The organism is Nonomuraea phyllanthi (genome assembly GCF_006334985.2).
Classification (GTDB): domain Bacteria; phylum Actinomycetota; class Actinomycetes; order Streptosporangiales; family Streptosporangiaceae; genus Nonomuraea; species Nonomuraea phyllanthi.
Genome location: NZ_VDLX02000019.1, coordinates 16,574 through 35,911, shown reverse-complemented (window position 1 = coordinate 35,911; position 19,338 = coordinate 16,574). Strand labels below are relative to the sequence as shown.

Sequence of the window (19,338 nt, the reverse complement as noted above, 5' to 3'; positions counted from 1 at the left end):
TCAGCTGTCCTTCATGACGTGGCGGATGGGGAGATGTTTGAGTCCGCCGACGAATGTGGTGGCGGTCCACACGGGCTCGCCGTCGAGCTCGACGCTCGCCAGCCTCGGGAGGAGTTCGGCGAAGAGCGCGCGGATCTCCATGCGGGCGAGCGCCGCGCCCAGGCAGTAGTGGACGCCGGAGCCGAAGGCCAGGTGCCTGTTGGGGTCGCGGCCGACGTCGAAGCGGAACGGGTCGGCGAAGACCTCCTCATCCCTGTTGGCCGACGGGTACGACAGCAGCACGGATTCGCCCTTCCTGATGGGCGTGCCGTTGACCTGGGTGTCAGCGGAGGCGGTGCGCATGAACTCCTTCACAGGGCTCACCCATCGGATCATCTCCTCGGCGGCCGTCGGCAGGAGGCCGGGGTCGTCCCGCAGCCGGCGCATCTGGTCCGGGTGCCGGATGAGCGCCTCCAGGCCGCCCGCGATGGTGGAGCTGGTGGTGTCGTGCCCGGCCGTGGCGATGAGGATGTAGTAGGAGGCGGCGGTGTTGTCGTCCAGCGGCCGGCCGTCGATGCGGGCGTTGGCGATCTCCGAGGCGAGGTCGCCGGTCGGCCTGGCCCTGCGCTGGGCCGTCAGCTCGTGGAAGTAGGCGAAGAGGTCCTCGAGCACGGAGGTGTGGCCCTGCGGGCCGCCGCCGCGTCCGGTCTCCTCGTCGTGCTGGCCGAACAGCTCCTGCGTGAGCCGCAACATGCGGGGGAAGTCCGACTCGGGCAGGCCCAGCAGGGTGAGGATGACGTAGAGCGGATAATGCACGGCGACCTGGCGGGCGAAGTCGCACGCGCCGCCGTACTCTGCCATCCGGTCCACCTGCAGGCGGGCAAGCTCTCGGACCCGCGCCTCCAGGACGCGCATGGCCTTGGGGCGGAACCAGTCGGCCCCGACGGCGCGCAGGACACGGTGCTCCGGATCGTCCATGTGGACGATGCTCCTGAGCGCGGTCCCCCGCGCCCGGCGCGTTTCGAGGGCGGCGTCGAGGTCCGCGGTCCGCAGCAAGGGGCGTGGGGCGCTGAGCCAGAGGGTGTGGTCGCGCTCGATCTCCAGCACGTCGGCGTGGCGGGTGACCGCCCAGAACGGGGTGTATCCGGGAACCTCCACGCGGTGGACGGGAGATTCACGGCGCAGCAACGCGAGTGCCTCGTGCAGGCGGGTCTCGTCGGTGTACGCGGCGGGCCTGGCAAACGTTCGCCCGGCTTCGCTCACGGACATGGTGGGGTTCACGGAGGAGCCTCCTGTCTCATCGGGTGGCGCGCCGGGGGCAGTAGGTCCGGCCGGGAGGTGTGCCGTCCCTTCGGCGCCCTCCCTGCCAGGAGGTGCCATTCCCGCGGCGCCGCGTCCCCATGCGGAGAGTCGATTCGGTCAGGACCAGGGATCGACGCCATCGTGCTGACCGGCGTGTACAAGACCATGGCGCGAGGCATCGAGCCATGGTCAAGAGTTGTGCGGCACCCCCCGGGATCTCGATTCCGAACCGACCGGCCGGCCTCAGGTCACGAAGACGTCCGGGATCGGCTGTTCCTCGTGCAGGGAGGCCAGGCGCTGGTCGGCGTCCTCCTGGGTGATGAGGTCGAGTTCGCGCATGAGCAGCAGGGACCGGCGCGTGTACTCCATGCTGACCTCAAGGTCGCCGAGGTGGCGGGTGGCGCGGCCCATCCCCCACAGCCCGGCGATCTCGCCCTGCCTCAGCCCCGCGATCTTCGACAGGTCGTAGCCGCGGCTGTATGCCTCCCTGGCCCGGTCGTACTGCTTAAGCTCCAGATGGGCGTCGGCCAAGTTCATGATCGCGATGGCTTCTCCGTAGGGTGAACCGATCTCGGCCCAGCGGGCCAGGCTCTCCTGCAGCGCGGCGACCGATTCCTCGAAGCGCTGGAGGTCGAAGTAGATCTGGCCGCGCATGGCCAGGTAGCGCGCCTCGTGCGCGGGCAGGTTCCGCGTCCTGACGAGGGCAAGGCCCTCCTCCAGGCTTGCCAAGGCTTGGTCGTGGCGGCCGAGCCGCCGGTAACAGCTCACCAGGTTGCCGTGCAGGCCGAGGGTGGTCTCCGGCAATCCCGCTCGCCTGAGGTGGTCGCGGGCCTGCAACAGGTGCTCCAACGCCTCCTCGAACTGCCGGAGTTCGCGGCACGCGGTGCCGAGCACGTTGCGCAGCCGAGCCAGCGCCAGGTGATCGACGCCGCGCGCCGCCACCTCGAGCGCCTTCGTGTGGATGGTGCTCAGTTCGCGGTGCCAGGCCATCGCGTCGAACGGGCGGTTGAGGCTCAGCGCCAGGGCGGCGCTGGTCCACGGGTCGCCGCCCTCGTTCGCCTGCCGTACGAGGGCGAGGATGTTGTCGCGCTCGGCCAGCGTCCATGCTGCGGCCTGGCGGGGGTCGTCCAGGGGCGCGCCGTCGCGCTCGGGCGGGTAGTCGGACAGGGTCTCGGCCGTCATCGGGTCGATCAGCGTCGAGGCGCGCTGCAGGGTGGCGAGGTAGTGGTGCATGACCCGGCGCGTCGCGGCCGCGGTGACCTTTTCGGGGAGCCGACCCGCCTGCTCGCGGGCGTACAGGCGGGTCAGGTCGTGCGTCTGGTAAGCATCATGGGTGGCGTTGAGCAGGCGGGAGTCGATGAGGCGGTCCAGCGCGGCCTCCGTGCGGTCTTGCGACCAGCCGGTGAGCTCGGCCGCCACGGGCAGGGTCAGCACGGGCAGGTCGAGCAGCCCGAGGAAGGGCAGCGTCCAGGCGGCGTCCTCGCCGGACGGCTCAGCCTGCAACTGCCGGTGGCTCACCGCGATGCTGGCGCGCACCGCGAGGTCGGCGTAGTCCAGCGTGTCCAGCCTGCGCCGCTCGTCAGCCAGGCGTCCTGCCAGGTCCTCGATGCGCCAGTCCGGGCGCGCCGCCAGCCGGGCTCCGCTGATCCGTACGGCGAGCGGCAACCCCCCGCACAGCCGGGCCAGCAGCGCGGCCGCCTCCGGCTCCGCCTCGGTCCGTTCGGGACCCACCACCCGGGCCAGGAGGGCGACCGCCTCCTCCTCGGTCAGACCGGCAAGGTGCAGGTGCTCCGCGTCGAGCGTGGTCAGCGGCTTCCTGCTGGTCACCAGGACCGAACATCCCGGGCCTGAGGGCAGCAGCGGGCGCACCTGCCGCACGTCGCCGGCGTTGTCCAGAACGATCAGCAGGTCGCGTTCGGCGGTGAAGGTGCGGAACAGGCTCGAGGCCTCGTCGAGTGATTTCGGGACGCCGTCCACGCCCAGCGCCCGCAGCATCCGGGCGAGCGCCGCAGCCGGAGTGACGGGGTCGAGTCCGGGCGTGGAGCCGTGGAGGTTGAGATAGAGCACGCCGTCGGCGAAGTGCTCGGCCACAGAGTGCGCGAGGTGGATGACCAGCGCTGACTTGCCGATCCCGCCCGGACCGTTGACTGCGGCCACCGCCGCCCTTCTGCCGCCGCTGGAGGTGGAGATCAGCAGGTCACGAAGCCAGGCCAGCTCCCTTTGCCGGGCGGTGAAGGCACTGGTGTCGGTGGGCAGCTGAGCGGGCGCCTCCCGCGCGGGCGTACTCGCGCGCTTCTGCGTACGCACCTCCCGGTTGAGCACCGCGCGATGAACACGGCGCAGTTCGGCTCCCGGCTCCACACCCAACTGCGTCACCAGCGACTGCCGTACGTCGGCGTAGACCTCCAGAGCTTCGGCGGGACGGCCCATGAGCGTCAGCGCCATCATCAGCTGAGCCCTCGGGTGCTCGCGCAGGGGGTGGCCGACGGTGTGGGCGGTCAGCACAGAGACGGCTTCGGCATGCTCTCCGAGCGCCATCAGGTCCTCGGCGTACTCCTCGACGGCGACCGTCCTCACCTCCTCCAGCCGCGTCGCTTCAACCCGCGCCCACGGCGCGGCCAGTCCGTCCAGCGGCGCACCGCGCCACAGCTCCAGCGCCCGCCTGTGCAGGGCCGCCGCCTGGGCCTGATCGCCCTCGTGCCTGGCCGCCCGTGCGCGCCGTACCAAGGTCGAGAAGCGGTTCGCGTCGACCCGGTCGGGCGGGAGGTCCAGCAGGTAGCCGGGGCTCCTCGTGACAATCAGCTCCCCCAGCGACTCGCGGAGCTTGGAGATCACGATATGCAGCTGCTTGCCCGCCGTGGCGGTCCGGCCCTCCGTCCACACGTCCGTCAGGAGGCGGTCGGCGGCGACCACCTGGCCTACGCTCACCGCCAGCCTGGCGAGGACCTCGACCCGGCGCCGCCCTGCCAGACGGATCGGCTCACCATCCACAGTGACCTGGAATGGACCAAGAAGACTGACTTCGAGAATCTTCAGTGGATTCACCATCGTGATCGTAGCGAGGCGAAACATACCGCGGGCATACCGCGCGTCATTACTGCCAAGGACCCGTTCGACACTCTGACTCGGGAGCACGGCCCCCGCCAACGCGGCCGGCAACCGAGACGCCTCCGCCCCCACGGACGTCATCAGCGTGACCACACGCCTCCAGGCCGGCACCGTGCTTGTGTCTCCTCATACAAGCTGCGCGTACTCATGCAGGAGACCTAGCGCCCGCAGGGGGCTGGCCCGCTTCAGAGCTCGGTGGGGGCGAGGCCCATGGAAGCGGGTCTCGTACTCGGCAAGGACCTTGCGCAGGTGGCGTTCGTTCATGATGAGGATGCGGTCGAGCTGGCTCCTGCGGCCGCACGCGCCCTTGCGCCGTGGCCCGCGAGCCGGATCGCCGCGGCCACGCCCGACGTACCGGCGGCAAGAGGATCGGGGAGGGGCGGCGCTCACGCGCGGCGATCCTCCAGGCAGCAGTCGATCTCGGCGCGGAACGCGGCTACAACGCGGTGACGATGGAGGCGATCGCCAGCCGCGCCCACGTCGGAAAACCCACGCTGTATCGCTGGTGGTCCTCCAAGGGAACGCTGTTCCTTGACGCGTTGACCGAACGCTTCGGTGAGCCCTACTTCCAGGTCGGCGACACCGGCGACCTCATCGCCGACCTGCGCAACTGGCTGTACGGCATCACCGAACTGTTCCTCGACCCGGTTTTGAGCGACCTCGTCGCGGGGGTCGCCGGGGCGGCACAGCACGACCCCGAACTCGCCGCGATCCTCCACCAGCAGCTTCACCTCGCCCTGTCCGGTCGCAACCAGGAAAGGATCCGCGCCGGGCAACGCGATGGACAACTGATCGGCTTCGACCCCCTGCTGCTCGAGGACCTGCTCGTCGCGCCACTGTGGTACCGGCTGCTGATCACCGCGCGGCCGATCAGCCGCGCATACGCCGACACGATCCTGAACACCGTCCTCAGTGCCGCCGCCCCGTCAAGCGGTCAACAGCACCCCTGCTGGCGCTCATAGCGGCGGGCCGAGCCGCGTAGGGGCGCCATGACCTGATGCGCCGCGGCCTCCGGGGATCGGGATGCGACGGGGGACCGTCACGACAACGTTGTCAGGCCTGGCGGCCGCTGAGATCCCGGGTGAGTAGTTCCATGTTGTGGCCGTCGGGGTCGGGGAAGTAGACACCACGCCCGCCTCGACGGTTGTGATAGATCTCGCCGGGCAGGTCGCCGTTGGGTTCGGCGTGGTAGGCGATCCCCATTTCGACGATGCGAGCCAAGGCGGCGTCGAAGGTGTCCTCGGCGACCAGGAAGGCGTAGTGCTGCGGGGTCGGATCGGTCAGGCCCATGTCGGCGGCGTTCATGTAGTCCAGCGTGGCGCCGTTGTCGAGGGCGACGGGCAGGAACCGGGCGACCGGCGGGCTGACGGAGATGCCGAGGATGTCGGCGAGAAACTGCGCCGAAATCTGCTTGTCGCGGGCGTAGACGATGGTGTGGTTGAGCTGGATCGTCATTGGTCATGACCTCTTTCGTGGCAGATTGCTGGTAGTTCGCCGACCGTCAGGAAATCGCCCTGGGGCGCTCGGCGGAGCAGCCGGGACAGCACCTCGTGCAGGGTTGCCTCGGTGTCGTCGGGCGTGCTGGTTGATCGCCAGGCGATGAATCCGTCGGGACGTATCAGGACCGCGCCGTCAGGTGTGATGCCGAACGCCGTCGCGCACTCGCTGTCGCCCTCGCTGAGCCGGTGGCAGTCGAACCGGATCCCGGCCGCGGTGGCGACGCGGTGAGCGGCCTGGCACCACGGACGTCCGGCCGGGCCGGCGAAGAGGGTGAACCCGCTGCCGAGAAGGTCCAGCGTGGACACTTGCTTGCCGTCCCGGTCGAGCGGCACGTGAGGGGCCCGTGTCCCTACCGGTGCAGGTCGACTCCGAGGATCGACGAAGGTGCCCGCGCCGGGACGGTATTGATATCCGAACATCACGGTGTGCTCGTTGACCGGTGTTCCGGAGGGCATCCCCGGGCGATCGGTGCGGAACCAACTGCCGAGCCGTAGCAGCGCCTCGGTCGTGATGCGTTCCACTACCGGCTTGCGCTCGGCCTGGTAGGTGTCCAGCAGTTCGGGCCCGGCGGCGCCGCTCAGCACGGCGGCGAGTTTCCAGGCGAGATTGTGTGCGTCGTGGATGCCGGTGTTGCCGCCGAAGGCGCCGGTGGGCGGCATGACGTGGGCGGCGTCGCCGACCAGGAAGACCCGGCCGTGCCGGAAACGCTCGGCGGTGTACGACGCCGCCTGCCACGGCATCACGTCCACGATCGTGGCCTCCAGGTCGGGTCGCGCAGTGGCGGTGCGGATCAACTCAAGGCAGCGTTGCTCGGTGAAGTGCCCCACGGCGAAATCCTGCGCGCGCTGACCGCCGGCAGGCCGGTAGGTGACGGCGAGCTGCCAGACCCCGTCAGCGCGCGGGACGAGGGACCCGTTCGGCTCGGCGAGAAAGACCGTCCGGAAGTCGCGGCCTGCCAGCTGAGAGGCGAGGTCGCTGCGGAAGATGATGCTCATCCAGTGTTCCAGGACGCCAAGGCCATGACGGTCGATGCCCAGTTCCGTGCGGATCTCCCCGTGCACGCCGTCGGCCGCGACCAGGTACTGCGTGCGGATGGTGCGCTCTGTGCCGTCCGCCCGATCGACGAGCACAGCGGTGACGCCCTCGTCGTCCTGCAGGAAGGAGCGCAACTCGGTGTCGAAACAGATCTCTGCTCCTCGCCGGCGGGCGTGGCGGGCGAGTACCGGCTCCAATCGGTCCTGGGGACACATGCAGAAGCTGGTGGGGCTCAGCAGGGGCGCGTCCCCGTCCCATGGCAGCGTCATCCATTGCGGTTCAGGGTCGGCGAGGTTGCGTACGCGCGCGACTCCCCCGCTCTGTTCGTTGTCGGTGCCGGCGGCGCGGATGTCGTCCTCGATGCCGACCGACCGGTACAGCTCCATGGTGCGGGCGTGGATGCCGCCGAAGCGGAACTGTACGGAGCGGTGCGGCTGTCGTTCCACGACGGTGCATCGCACGCCCTGGTGGGTCAGGAACAGGGCGGTGGACAGGCCGACAAGGCTGCCACCGACGATCAATACGGGTGTGTCCATCACGGTCATGGCGTAACGCTAGAAACGGCCGAGCGCGATGGGTATCGCGTGACTTACCAGTCCCCTCGCCGGTGTCCGGCGTACCCGGGCGGCATACTGGATCGGTGGACTCCGCCGATGAGGAGCTGATCGCCGAGGCCGAAACGGCATGGCGGGTGGGCCGAGCCGAGGCGGCGCGACGGGCGCTGGACCGCGCGGAAGGCACGACGGGCCGACACACGCTGCCGTGGCTGCGGATCCAGGCACTGCGCGGTGAGATCGAACTGCGGTCTGGGGTCCCCTCCGATGCTCTCGCCATCCTGACTCCGCCCGCGCGCCAGGCGCTGAACACTCATCCGGCGGTGGCGTTGCGGATGCTGCTGCTGGCTCGGGAGGCCGCGTTCCATTGCGCTCGACAGGACGCGGTGGACGAGGTGAGCGCGTTGGCGGCAGCGCTACCGGCGCTGGCCGAGCCCAGGCTGGACGCGCTGAGGGGCGCGCTCCAGCGCTACGACACCCGTCCGGCCACGGCCCAGCGGGTGGCCTTCCGCCGCGGACGGATCGCCGGCCGGCAGCACATGGACACGGTGGCCGACGCGGCGGCCGGAATCCTCGAACTCGACGACCCCGACCTGCTGATGGCCGCCGGCGGGATGGCCTTCGGCATCGACCGGCCCGCGCTGGCACGGCAGCTTCGTCACCGCGCGGCCACCCTCGCCCGCGCTCGCGGCGAACTCGGCACGCTGTCCACCGCGCTGGACGTCCTGGTGCCCGACCACCTCAGCCGCGCCCAGTACGCCCACGCCCAGGAGCACGCCGACGAAGGTCATCACCTGGCCGAACGCGCGGGCCGGGACAACACCGCGTGCTCGCATCTGTCCTACCTCACCGCGCTGGCCGCGCTCCGCGGGGACGAAGACCGGGCGCGCGCACTTGGTGACAGCGTGCTCGCCGCGGCGTTGCCCCGGCGGCTGCTGCGCCCGGCCGGTGTTGTCCAGTACGCGCTCGGCCTGATGGAACTCGCGGCCGGCCGCCTGAACGAGGCCCTGACCTCTTTTGAGACCCTGCTGGGCCACACCCCGCAGCCCGGCCGCCCGGAACTGGCCATGACCGCGGCCCCCGACCACATCGAAGCCGCCGTCCGCGCCGGCCACGAAGACCGCGTCCGCGACATGGCCGCGGCCTACATCGAGCTGGCCGACGCGGCAGGGACTGCAGAAGCCGGCGCGCTGGCCGCCCGCTGCCGCGCGCTGCTGGGCACCGAGCAGGGCGCGGAGACCGAGTTCCCCCGCGCGCTCCAGCTCCACGCGGAAGCCGAGCGGCCCTTCGACCACGCCCGCACCCAGCTTCTCTACGGCGAGTTCCTCCGGCGCAGGCGGCAGCGCGTCCCGGCCCGTGAACATCTACGCGCCGCCGAACGCACCTTCACCCACCTCGGCCTGCCCGTCTGGGCCCGACGCGCAGCCGAGGAGCTGCGGGCCGCCGGCACCACCCCCCGCACCCGCGTCGCCGCAGAACCGCTTACCCCGCAGGAGCGGCAGATCGCCCGCGCCGTCGCCGAAGGCGCTACCAACCGCCAGGTCGCGGCCAAGCTCTTCCTCAGCCCACGCACCGTCGACTACCACCTTCGCAAGATCTTCGCCAAGCTAGGCATCAGCTCACGCGCCGAACTCATCCGCAACCCGCCGGCCGATCCCATCCAGAACTCCTGACGGGGTGACGAGGGCTGTCGGCCGTGCGCCTGCCGATCATTTCATCCATGCTGATCAAGCGGCATGTGAGTACTCGTGGAGGACGCCGCCGAGCCGGTCTCGTCGGCGTACGTTCAGGCGCCCTCGCCACTTCGGCCGGCAGGTGCGCGCGTGACGCCGTTCATCAGATCACGGTGCCGGCGCAGGACGGTATCCGGCCGGACCAGCAGCCGGACCCTGCGCTGCCGATCATCATTCCGCATGCGCCTCCCTCATCTGAGGCCCGGAGCTCGCACGCGCCCGTGCACGGCCCACCAGGTGCGCGAGTACGGTCGGAAGCCGCAAACTCGGTAGTCGTGGTCAGAGCTCCACGGCGATCCTTTCCGAGGAGGCTCTGACCACTGCCGGCGGATTGGTCGGCTATCTCATAGGCGCGGGTCCTGCTGGACCTTCAGGGCGTTGAGGATCGGGTCGCGCTCGCCGATCTCGCGGCGAAGCTCGACCTTCAGATCGCCACCGCCGTGCTCGACGGTGACCGTGTTCACGTCCGCGGTCAGCGCACCCACCTTCTTCTGCACGTCGTGGTCGTGGAGCACGGCTTTGCCGTCGACCAGAACATCGAAGGCACGCTTGCCGGCCTTGACCTTCTCGATCTCCGCAAAGTCGAGGCCGATTCGGTACGTCCCGGCGGGCGCGTTCTTGAACACGTAGGCGAACGTGTCGCCGGTCCGCTGGGTGCGGAACAGGTCGTCGTCCTCCGTGCCGCCGATGTCGGCCTTGGTGGCACGCGCCCTGCCGCCGACGTAGCCCCACGGCCGCGAGCCGAGTTCCTGGTCGGGCGACCAGACGAAGCCGTCGGCACCGACGTGCCCGGACCCGCCCACGTCGACGCCCTGCCAGTAGGCCGAGGTCGCCAGGCGGACCGGCCTGAGCTGGGCTTCGCCCTTGCCGGCGTTCGACGCCACGAGCACGTCCCCGACGAGCACGCCGGGCTCGACGGCGGCGTTGTCGGCCGTCGCCGTGACGGTGGTGGACTCGCCTACCGCGAGCTTGACCGTGCCGGCCGCGGCTGCGCCCGTGAGGGTCAGCCACGGAAGGTCGGCGGCCTCGTGCCCGCCGTCGCTGGTGCGCTTCTGCTCGCTGAGCCGCACCTCGAGCGGGGCGGAGCCGGTGTTGGTCACGGTCACGTCGGCGGTCGCCTTCTGGTCCGGGCCGAGGAGCCAGTCGAGGTCACCTCCCGTGACGGTTGCGACGCCCGTGGTCAACGCCGCGTCAACCACCTCGGCCTGATCCTTCTTGGCGATGGTCACGGGGTGGCCGGCCGTGACGTAGTTCGGTGCCCAGACCTGCACGGTGTTCTCGCCGACCAGTGCCTGGGCCTTCCACCGGCCCTTCTCGTCGGCGGTGATGACCCGGTCACCGCTCGGCCCCCTGAGCGTGACGATCGCGCCCGCGATCGGCTTGCCGTCGTTCGCGTCGGTGACCGTGCCCTCGATCGTGCCCGCAGCCGGGAGGGTGTACTCCAGCCCCAGACCGGCCGTCAGGATGGGCTGGTTGAAGGAGTACTGGCTGGCGGGGTTGCGCGTCAGGCTCTCCAGGCCGACCGTTGCCGACGACCCGCGGGTGACGGGGTTGTCGCCGCCGATGCCGTCGCCGTACCCGATCTGGATGCGGCCGTCCGCGATCAGGGTGACCGAGAAGCTCACCCGGGCCGTCCTGTCGCTGTCGAAGGTGGCGTTGCGCCACTCGATGACCTCAGCGGCCAGGCCGTCCACCTCGGTGGTGCCGAAGTAGATGCCCGCCTCGTTGTCGACGACCAGGTCGTCCCAGAACGGAAAGACCGCGTCGAACGCGTACGGCGACGGCAGCGCCGTGTTGTTCCCCAGGGAGCTGGCCCGGTCGAAGACCAGCGCGCCGTTCGTCGTCACACACACGCCGTCCCAGGCCGTGTCGTAGAACGGGAACAGGAAGCTGGAGTCGAACCACAGCACGCCGCAGACGTCATCGCCGTGCCACCCGGACTCCTTCGTACCCTGGCGGTAGAGCCCGTCGGTCACCTTCATCGAGTACGAGCGACCGGCGGGGGACACGGGCACGGGGCCCGGCTCCGGCTGCTCGGGCTGGGGCTCCGGCTCCGCCTTGTCTCCGCGCGGATCGAGCGTCGCGCGCAGCGCCGCGATGCTCGGGGCCCGCAGACCCTTGCTGCCCCTCAGCTCCACGGTCAGCGGCCCGCCGTCGTGCTGCACGACGGCGGTGTGCCAGTCGGCGGTGTTCGGGCCGACGGCTTTCACGGGGTCGTAGGCGTACTGCGTCAGCTCGTCGTCGACGAGGACGTCGAACACCCGCTTGCCCTGGTTCACCTGCTCGATCTCCGCGAACCCGAGGTCGATGGCGTACGTGCCCTTCGGCGCGTCGGGGAACGTGTAGACCAGGTCCTTGCCCGGCGTGGTGCGCTGGGACTGGAACAGCGCGTCGTCCTCGGTGCCCTCGATCGCGGCGCCCGCGTAGATCGTCTTGCCCTTCCCGGCGTAGCCCCACGCCCCGTCACCGGCCGCCTGGTCGCCGGACCAGGTGTAGCCGGAGGCGTCGGTGAACGAGGGGCCGCCGGCATTGACGCCGACCTGGTACTTCGTGGTCGTGAGCGTCACTGGGACGTAGGTCTTGGGCTGCCGTCCGGAGTCGGACAACACGACGATGTTCGCGCCGAGAGTGCCCGGGTCGGCGTCCTTCGAGGAGATCGAGACCTTGACCGTCGTCGACTCGCCCGGGGCGAGGGTGCCGCCGGTCGAGGAGAGCGACAGCCAGGGCAGGTCGGTGAGCAGGTCGTCCTCGACGTCGACCAGCACGACGTCATCGGCGATCTGGTCCGCCGCCCACAGCGCCCCGGTCGAGTCGGTCTCGAGGCCGCCACCCTGGCCCGCCTTCTGGCCCGGGAACCACCACGCGTTGACGAGCGAGCAGTCGTCGGGGTCGACCTGCAGCAGGCGGGTGGGCCTGTTCGAGGTGAGGTCGGTGTACCAGATGGTGTCGGAGGCCTGGTTGTAGGCCAGGCCCATCACCTCGGGCAGCGGCGGGGCGCAGAAGGACAGCAGCGCACCCGCATTGTCGTGCGACGTCCCGGCGACGGTTCCGATCAGGCCGTTCGCCCGGCCGCCGACGTAGAACACGTCCTCGGCGGGGTTGTAGGCGAGTCCGGTCAGCTGCAGCGTGGACCAGTCACCCTTGATCTGCCGGGTTTCCTTGCCGGTCTCCCGGTCGAAGCAGTGGATGTAGCTGGCCGGGCTGTCCTCCATCTGGCACATGTCACCGGTCTTGGTGTCGAGCGCCATGTCGAACGCCCGGTACTTGGGGTTCCACGAGGCGTCGAAGACCTTGCCGGTCGGCTTGCCCGTCACGGTGTAGGCGGTGTTGGTCCGCGCGTTGTAGTCGTGGACCCAGACGTCGCCGTCGTACCCGATGCCGGAGGGTTCCTTCTCCGCGATCGTGCCCGGGATCTCGATGCGGGTGATGACGTCGCCGCCGGAGGTCGTGCCGACCTTGCCGGCCGCCTTCGCTTCCGCGGCGCTCGCCGTCGCAGCCTTGCCGTCGACGTTCGACGGCTTCATGCCGCTCGCACCGGCCTTCCACGCGGTGAGGTCGATCGTGCTGTCCGCACCCGTCCCGGTGCGCGTGGTGGCGCCGGCGGCGTCGAGCTCGGGGTGGCGCGCGGCCTCGCCCAGGTCGTACGTGAGCGGGGCGGAACCGGTGTTGGTCAGCGTCAGCGAGCCCGCACCGTTCTGGTCGGTTCCCATCACGGCGTCGAGGCCGCTCACCTGCAGGCCGGCGACGCCCGTGGTGAGGCGCGCGTCGATCGTCGCCTTCGCGAAGAGCTTGTCGAGGGTGAAGTCGTACGACCCCGTCACGTAGTTCGGCGCCTCGATGGTCATCGTGTAGCCGCCGACCGGCAGCTGGCGGTGCACGACGCCCGTCCCGTTGGTCGTGACGCTTTCGACGAGGCCGTTCTTGCCGGTGAGCGAGACCTTGGCCCCGGACACCGGCAGCCCGTCGTTCTTGTCGACGACGGTCGCGTCGAGGTAGCCCCAGTCCGGAAGGTCGTAGGTGACGATCATCCCGTCGTGGAGCACCGGGACGTTGTCGGAGAACCGGATGCCGTCCACACCGGCCCAGCCCTGGATGCCGGTGATGGTGCGGGCGCCGCCGGTCACCGGGTCGTCGGTCCCGATGCCGTCGCCGTACCCGAAGATCACCTTGCCCGAGCGGGTGAGCGTGGCCGAGAAGCTGACCGGCTCCGTGTACTCGGACCGGATCGGGTAGGCCCAGATCTTGGCGTTGCGGAACTCGATGACGAACGCGTCCTCGCCGTCGACCTTGGTGGCCGTCGTGAAGACTCCCCCGCCGGAGGCGAACTCGACGGGGGACGGGACGTAGAACGGGAAGACGCCCGCACCGCCGGTGCCGGGTCCGGTGGAGGTGTCCGGGGAGATCACGCCGCGCAGGCTGATTCCGAGGGTGTCGTGGCTGCCGTTGTAGAGCGCGATCGGGAACGGCAGGTTCACCGTCGCCCACACGCCGCTCTTGAACGCGACCGGGTCGGTGCCGCGCAGGTACTCCCCCTCAGAGACAGCGCAGCTGTAGCCGCCCTTGTCGACGACGAGCCCGATCGGGATCTCCAGCGGCTCGTTCTCGGCACCGACGGTCAGCGGGACAAGCGTCGGCGAGAAGCAGGCGTTGGGCGTGACGGCGAGCCCGTACTGGCCCTCCGGCACACCGGCGATCGTGAACGCGCCGTTGGCGTCCGTGCGCACGGCGTCCAGCGGCGTGTCCTTGACGGAGACGTCGGCGTTCGGGACGGGCTGCTTCTTGTCGTCGATGACCCTGCCGCTGATGTCGTGGCGCGCGGCGGCGGTGAGCGCGATCTCGACCGAGGTGTCCTGGCCGAGGGCGATCGTGGCGCTCGCGGTCGCGGTCAGGTACCCGAAGACGTTGGTGCTGATCTGGTAGTCGCCGACCGGGAGATTCATCGTGAACCGGCCGTCCTTGTCGGTCCCGATGGACCGGCTGAACGGTCCGCTGATCGTCACGTCGACGGCGGGGACGGGAGCGCCGTTGGCGGTGACGACACCGGTGAGGGTGCCGCCCTGCCGGGGTGCGAGCTTGAGCAGGCGGACGAGGTCGAGCCGGCCTTCGCCGTACTTGTTGTTGAAGTCGGCGGTGCCGCCGCACTCGGTGTCGTCGACGTCGACGGCCGACTCGGCCAGCAGGCGGCGAGTCTCCTCGACCTGCCCGATGAGGGTCGGGTCGTAGCTCCACAGGCCGGCGACGGCGCCGGCGACGTGGGGAGCCGCCATCGATGTGCCGGACATCTCGGTGTAACTGTCGTTCGGGTAGGACGAGCGGACGGCGACGCCCGGCGCGGAGATCTCGGGCTTGATCCGGCCACCTTCACCCTCGCCCTTGCGGGAGAACAACGCGAGCGTGCCGTTCGACGCGTAGGCGCCGACCGAGTAGGCACTCTCGGCGGAGCCGGGCGAGGAGACGGTGTCGCAGGCCGCGTACGGCGAGGTGTTGCCCGATGACCAGACGCTGAAAATGCCCGCGGCGCTCCAGGCCTCGTCGATGGCCTGGAAGAAGTCGTCGAAGTTGTGCTCGACGTTCTGGCCCCACGAGTTGTTGATGACATGGGGGCGCTTGGACGGGTCGGGGTTGTTCCCGTGGACGTCGGTCGGGGCGAGCAACCACCAGCCGGACTTGAGCAACGACTCGACGCCGGTGCTGTCGCAGCAGCCGTTCGTCGCGATCCACTGCGCGTCCGGGGCGACGCCGACGTGGTTGGTGCCGTCGTCGCCGACCATGGTGCCCATGGTGTGCGTGCCGTGTCCGTTGTCGTCACACGGTGCGCCGGTGCACGTGCCCCGGGTGGCCATCCAGTTGTAGTTGTGGTCGACGGTGCCGTCGGGCTTCGCGCCGCGGTACTGGTGCATCAGGGCGGGGTGGTCGAATTGAACGCCCGAGTCGAGGTTGGACACGGTGATGCCCGCACCGGTGGCCCCCATGGCCCAGGCCTCGGGGGCGTGAATGGCGTCCAGACCCCACGAGACGGTGCCGTCCTCGGCGGCGTCCGCGGGGGCGGCGGGGCGGGCGGCCTGGTCGTCCGGCGTCTTCTCGTCCACGGGCTCGACCAGCGCGACCTGCGGCGACGCATGGATCTCGGCGACCTGCCCGACCGAGGCGACGTCGAGCGCGAGCTTCTGCGTGCCGCCCTTGACGAGCACGGCGTTGACGAGCGGGTAGGACGTGTACTTCACGCCCGCCGCGTCGAGTTCGGCGGAGACGGACGCCGCGGAGGCCTTGGCCGCGGCCTTCAGTGCGTCGTAGACGAACTGACCGCGAGCGGTCCAGTCGGCGATCTTCTTCGCCGGCGCGAGGTCGGCCTTGGTGTCGAACGTGATCCAGAAGTCGGAGACCGGCTCCGTGCGGAAACGGCCCTTCAGGTCCGACGCGATCTTGTTGGCGGGTGCACCGGGATCCGGCTCAGCGGCCGACGCCGGTGGTGGCGAGATCATGCTCAGGCCGACCGCCACGGCCAGCGAAACGACGAGGGCTTTCAGTCTCACGTGGGGGGTCCTCCGGCCTACAGGGGTTGGTAGGGGTCGTGGCTCTCGTCATCGCCGTCATCGCCGGCATCCCGGGCGTCGGGGGCGTCGGGGGCACCAGGGGCCTCAGGGCCGTCGGGGGTGCTGACGCGCGGCTCGCGCGACAGCTCAAGTGGTTGCTGGTGCTCGATGACGGAGTCGTCACGCGCGATAGGTCGCTCAGGCATGCACTGCCCTAGGGCCATGGATCATGGAGCCATGCTCGGGGTGACGAGCAACCTTCGCTATCCGGCGGATACGTCAATTTTCACGACAGGCCGTCGAGGGAATCCTCTTCTGCGAACACTCCGGCCTCTACCGCCTTGACCGCGAGCGCGGTCCGGGAACTCACCTTCAACTTGCGCATCGCCGCACGCAGCTGTTGATCCACCGTGGCCGGTGACTTGGCCAGAATCCGGCTGATCTCCCGGTTCGTCTTGCCGGCGACAACCAGTCGGACCACGTCGAGCTCACGAGGTGAGAGCCGGTCGCCGTACCCCCGTCGACCGCCGCGCCACAATCGCGGAACCTCGGCGCCGTGTTCGCGAAGCCGCTGTGCGACGCGGTCCGCATCGCCGCGGGCTCCGAGCCTGAACAGCTGTTCGTACTGTGCGGCCAGCAGCTCTAGGCCCTGTTCGATCTGGCCTTGCGCCATGAGCGCCTCGGCTTGACGCTCGCGGGCGAGCATGGCGTCGTAGGGGCGCGGCAACGCGTCCCAGGCACGCGCCGCCCGGTCGTACGCCTTCGCCGCGCGGGCGTGGTCTCCGGCTGCGGCGACCAGCAGAGCACGGCATACGGTGAGGGCGGCGCGAGGCGCGGGCGCTGTGCGGCCACGCAGTCCTCTGGCGAACTGGTCGCCCAGACGTGTCGCGGCCTTCAGGTCGCCCGCGACGAGGTGCGCCTCGATCCGGGCGGGGACGAGGTCCGCCGCCCAGACCCAGATGCCTTTTCTCCGGACTGTGTCCATCGGCTCGTTCGTGATCTGCAGCGCCCGGCCGCTGTTTCCGTCCGTCAGCCACAGCCTGGCCAGCGCAGCGGCGGCCTCCATCGTGTCGTCGGCTGCGCCGAGACGGGCAGACTCCTCAAGGACCAGCCGGAACTGCTCCCCCGCGGCGCGCCGCCGTCCGGCTGCGGCTGCCAGCCGGGCCGCGAGGCGAATGCAGCCGAGGTAGTACGCCGGCCGGTCCCGGTCGGCATCGGCGAGTGCCGCGCTTCTCTCCGCGAGACCCTCCCAGCGGCCGGTGAACCACGCCAGGTTGGCCTGTTCGAGCCGGACGTTGTGTTGCAGCCGGGACGCCTGCTCGGCCTCGGCAAGGCGCATGGCCACGGCGAGGTGTTCTTCCGCGTCGGCGTACCGACCCCAGATCAGTGCGCCGGTCCCGACATTTGTGTGGATGCGGGCCACGTCGAGACGCTCCGCCGAGGCCGCGCCGTCGATGGGCAGGTCAGCGACGACGTCCCAGGCCTCCTCTTCGCCGAGCATGAGCAACGCAGCGGCTCGGTTGCCGGCCAGGTTCAGCCGCTCTGCGGGAGAATCGACTTCGGCGGTGAGCTCGGCGGCGCGATCCAGCCAGCGCCGATGGGTCGACGCCGGCCACGGTCCCGCATAGGCCCATCCTAGATAGGTCATTGCCCGAGCCGCCTCGACCGGGTCATGGTCGAGGTTGGCCACCGCTTGCTCGAGCTCGCTGAGTGCGGCCTGCGCCTCACCCCCGATGATCAGGAGCCGACCCAGGGGGTTGCGGATCTCCGCCTGCTGGCGGGCGGAGAGACCGGGGGTCTCCAGCACCGAGCGCAAGGTACGGATCACGCGGTGGTAGACCTCGTCGACCGGTTCACGACGGCCCAGTGCGGCTACTCCGGCGATGCGCGCGACTCGTGCCCGATCCGCCGGCGCCAGCTCGGACCACGAAAACAGATCGACCAGCAAGTCGACCGCCTTGGTGTGGTCACCCGAGGCCATGGCCAACTCGGCACCTTGCTCGGCGTACCGCGCCCACGACCGCGTCTCGCCGGCCTCACGGAAGTGGTGGGCAAGGCGTGCGACAGGCGGCGGATGGATGTCCTCCAAGGCGCGGCCGGCCAGCAGGTGGAAGTGTCTGCGGTCGGTCAACGGGATCGCTTCGTAGACAGCCGTGGCGGCCAGCACATGCCGGAATCGCCACTGGCCGCGGTCGTCTCCGTCCAGGACGCCGGCGTCGGCCGCCTCCGCGACAGCGCCTCGACACACAGCTGGTGACAGGCCGGCGGTCATCGCGATCGTGGCCACCGATGACCGCTCAGCCAACGTGGCCGCGGCTCGCAACACCTGCTGCGCCGTCGGCGACAGACGGCCCACCCGCTCCCGGGTGGAGTCGCGCACCGTTGGTGGCACCTGTAGCTTGCGCAGCTTCAGCCGGACCCACTGTCCGTCGCGGAAGACGAGGTCGGCACGGTCGCACATGAGGCGGACCGACTCCTCCAGCACCAGAGGAACGCCACCGGTCCGCTCGTGCATGAACGTGGTGAACTCCTGCGACATCGGCTTGCCGTCCAGCATCGAGGACACCAGCGCTGCCGTGTCGTTGGGCCGCATCGGCGCCAGGGCGATCCTCAGCTGGGTCACGCCGGCAGGCAACCGGGACGTCAGCCGCAGCAACAGCGATCCGGCGTCCACCTCCTCCGGCCGATAGGAGATCACGAGGCTTGGCCCGTCCGATTGCTGTCGGGAGGCGACGAACAGCAGGAACTCCAAGGTCACCTCGTCGGCCCAGTGAGCGTCCTCGAGCACGAGAACGTCGACACGCAGAGCCCGCAGCAGCTCGTCCAGGGCGCGGAACAGGCGATGCCGTGCCGCCTTCGCATCGTCCAGAGGCTGCAATGCGGGCGGCAGGTCCGAGGACCATTCAGGGAACAGGGGCCGTAACGCACCCGCAAGCTCGGTGAGCCGCAATCGCGACACCGGGCGGTCGATCCCACGGAACGCGTCGACGATCGGCCCCAACGTCAGCGACTCGCGAAGCGGTGGGCACACCGAGACCAAGGCAGTGCGCTGGTCCGGCGCGGCCAACCACTCTCGCAGCAGCCGGCTCTTCCCGATCCCCGCCTCGCCCTCCACCAGCACGATCGCCGGTGGCCGGGCCAAGGCGACCCGAAGCGCCGCCATCTCCCGATCACGACCCACGAAATGCGGCGTAGAGACCGTCGGTGAAGTTCCGTCGTCCTCGGGCAAGGGGTCGAGCATGCGTGATGATCTCGCCTTTCGATGCTCGGGCGCAACTGCCCGCCCGTTGGGATCCTGTGGGTGCCAAGGTCTCGGCCGCCCTATGCGACCTGCGCGTATTCGTGGATCAGCCCGCCGAGGCGGTCACGCCGAATGACCTTGGTATCGTCCTCGACCGGGTCGGGAAGGGCTCGCAGCGGGGCTGCGTGGCCCGGGGAGCGATGCGGGCGATACTCATCGAAGTGGGCCTCGTAAAGGGTGAAGGGCGTCAATACTCCCGTTCACGGTCGTGAGCTGCGGGTTTGTCTTGGCCTCCTGGGCGGAGCCGTGGCCTGGGTCGGGCATGATCGAGGCTCGTGACACTCCGTCTCTTC

At 70.0% G+C, this 19,338-nt stretch carries 9 protein-coding genes; 2 read left to right on the top strand and 7 right to left on the bottom strand.

Features of this window, described 5'->3' with window-relative positions; all coding sequences use genetic code 11:
• Both FH608_RS38645 and FH608_RS38640 read right to left on the bottom strand, forming a co-directional pair.
• The gene (locus tag FH608_RS38645) at window positions 1-1,260 is read right to left on the bottom strand and encodes a cytochrome P450 (protein WP_226900275.1); all 1,260 of its coding nucleotides are present in this window, start codon (window positions 1,258-1,260) and stop codon (window positions 1-3) included.
• A gap of 264 nt (window positions 1,261-1,524) precedes the next feature.
• Window positions 1,525-4,272, bottom strand: coding sequence for an AfsR/SARP family transcriptional regulator (locus FH608_RS38640; protein ID WP_193318863.1), 2,748 nt, complete (start codon window positions 4,270-4,272; stop codon window positions 1,525-1,527).
• A 431-nt stretch (window positions 4,273-4,703) separates the two neighbouring features.
• On the opposite strand from FH608_RS38640, the gene FH608_RS38635 reads away from it, so the two are divergent.
• A complete protein-coding gene (locus FH608_RS38635) occupies window positions 4,704-5,351 on the top strand; it encodes a TetR/AcrR family transcriptional regulator (RefSeq protein WP_226900274.1) in 648 nt (215 codons plus the stop codon).
• Window positions 5,352-5,442: 91 nt separating this feature from the next.
• Here FH608_RS38635 and FH608_RS38630 read toward each other — a convergent pair whose 3' ends face one another.
• Both FH608_RS38630 and FH608_RS38625 read right to left on the bottom strand, forming a co-directional pair.
• Window positions 5,443-5,844 carry a VOC family protein gene (locus FH608_RS38630; RefSeq protein ID WP_139635367.1) on the bottom strand — a complete coding sequence of 134 codons (402 nt, stop codon included), beginning with the start codon at window positions 5,842-5,844 and terminating at the stop codon, window positions 5,443-5,445.
• Window positions 5,841-7,469, bottom strand: a complete 1,629-nt coding sequence (locus tag FH608_RS38625; RefSeq protein ID WP_139635366.1) for an FAD-dependent monooxygenase — start codon at window positions 7,467-7,469, stop codon at window positions 5,841-5,843. The genes FH608_RS38630 and FH608_RS38625 overlap by 4 nt, the downstream gene beginning before the upstream one ends.
• Window positions 7,470-7,564: 95 nt before the next feature.
• Between FH608_RS38625 and FH608_RS38620 the strand changes: the two genes are divergently transcribed.
• Window positions 7,565-9,151, top strand: coding sequence for a LuxR family transcriptional regulator (locus FH608_RS38620; protein ID WP_139635365.1), 1,587 nt, complete (start codon window positions 7,565-7,567; stop codon window positions 9,149-9,151).
• Window positions 9,152-9,555: 404 nt separating this feature from the next.
• Here FH608_RS38620 and FH608_RS38615 read toward each other — a convergent pair whose 3' ends face one another.
• The 3 genes from FH608_RS38615 to FH608_RS38605 form a co-directional block, all read right to left on the bottom strand.
• Window positions 9,556-15,744, bottom strand: coding sequence for a S8 family serine peptidase (locus FH608_RS38615; protein WP_139635364.1), 6,189 nt, complete (start codon window positions 15,742-15,744; stop codon window positions 9,556-9,558).
• A gap of 17 nt (window positions 15,745-15,761) precedes the next feature.
• A complete protein-coding gene (locus FH608_RS38610; RefSeq protein WP_139635363.1) occupies window positions 15,762-15,950 on the bottom strand; it encodes a hypothetical protein in 189 nt (62 codons plus the stop codon).
• Window positions 15,951-16,030: 80 nt separating this feature from the next.
• On the bottom strand, window positions 16,031-18,985 hold the full coding sequence (locus tag FH608_RS38605; protein WP_139635362.1) for an ATP-binding protein: 2,955 nt from the start codon (window positions 18,983-18,985) through the stop codon (window positions 16,031-16,033).
• Window positions 18,986-19,338: the final 353 nt, after the last annotated feature.

Excerpts from the sequence above, each read along its gene's own strand:
- FH608_RS38630 (WP_139635367.1), bottom strand. The coding sequence starts at position 5,844 with ATGACGATCCAGCTCAACCACACCATCGTCTACGCCCGCGACAAGCAG.
- FH608_RS38605 (WP_139635362.1), bottom strand. The coding sequence starts at position 18,985 with ATGCTCGACCCCTTGCCCGAGGACGACGGAACTTCACCGACGGTCTCT.
- FH608_RS38625 (WP_139635366.1), bottom strand. The coding sequence starts at position 7,469 with ATGACCGTGATGGACACACCCGTATTGATCGTCGGTGGCAGCCTTGTC.
- FH608_RS38610 (WP_139635363.1), bottom strand. The coding sequence starts at position 15,950 with ATGCCTGAGCGACCTATCGCGCGTGACGACTCCGTCATCGAGCACCAG.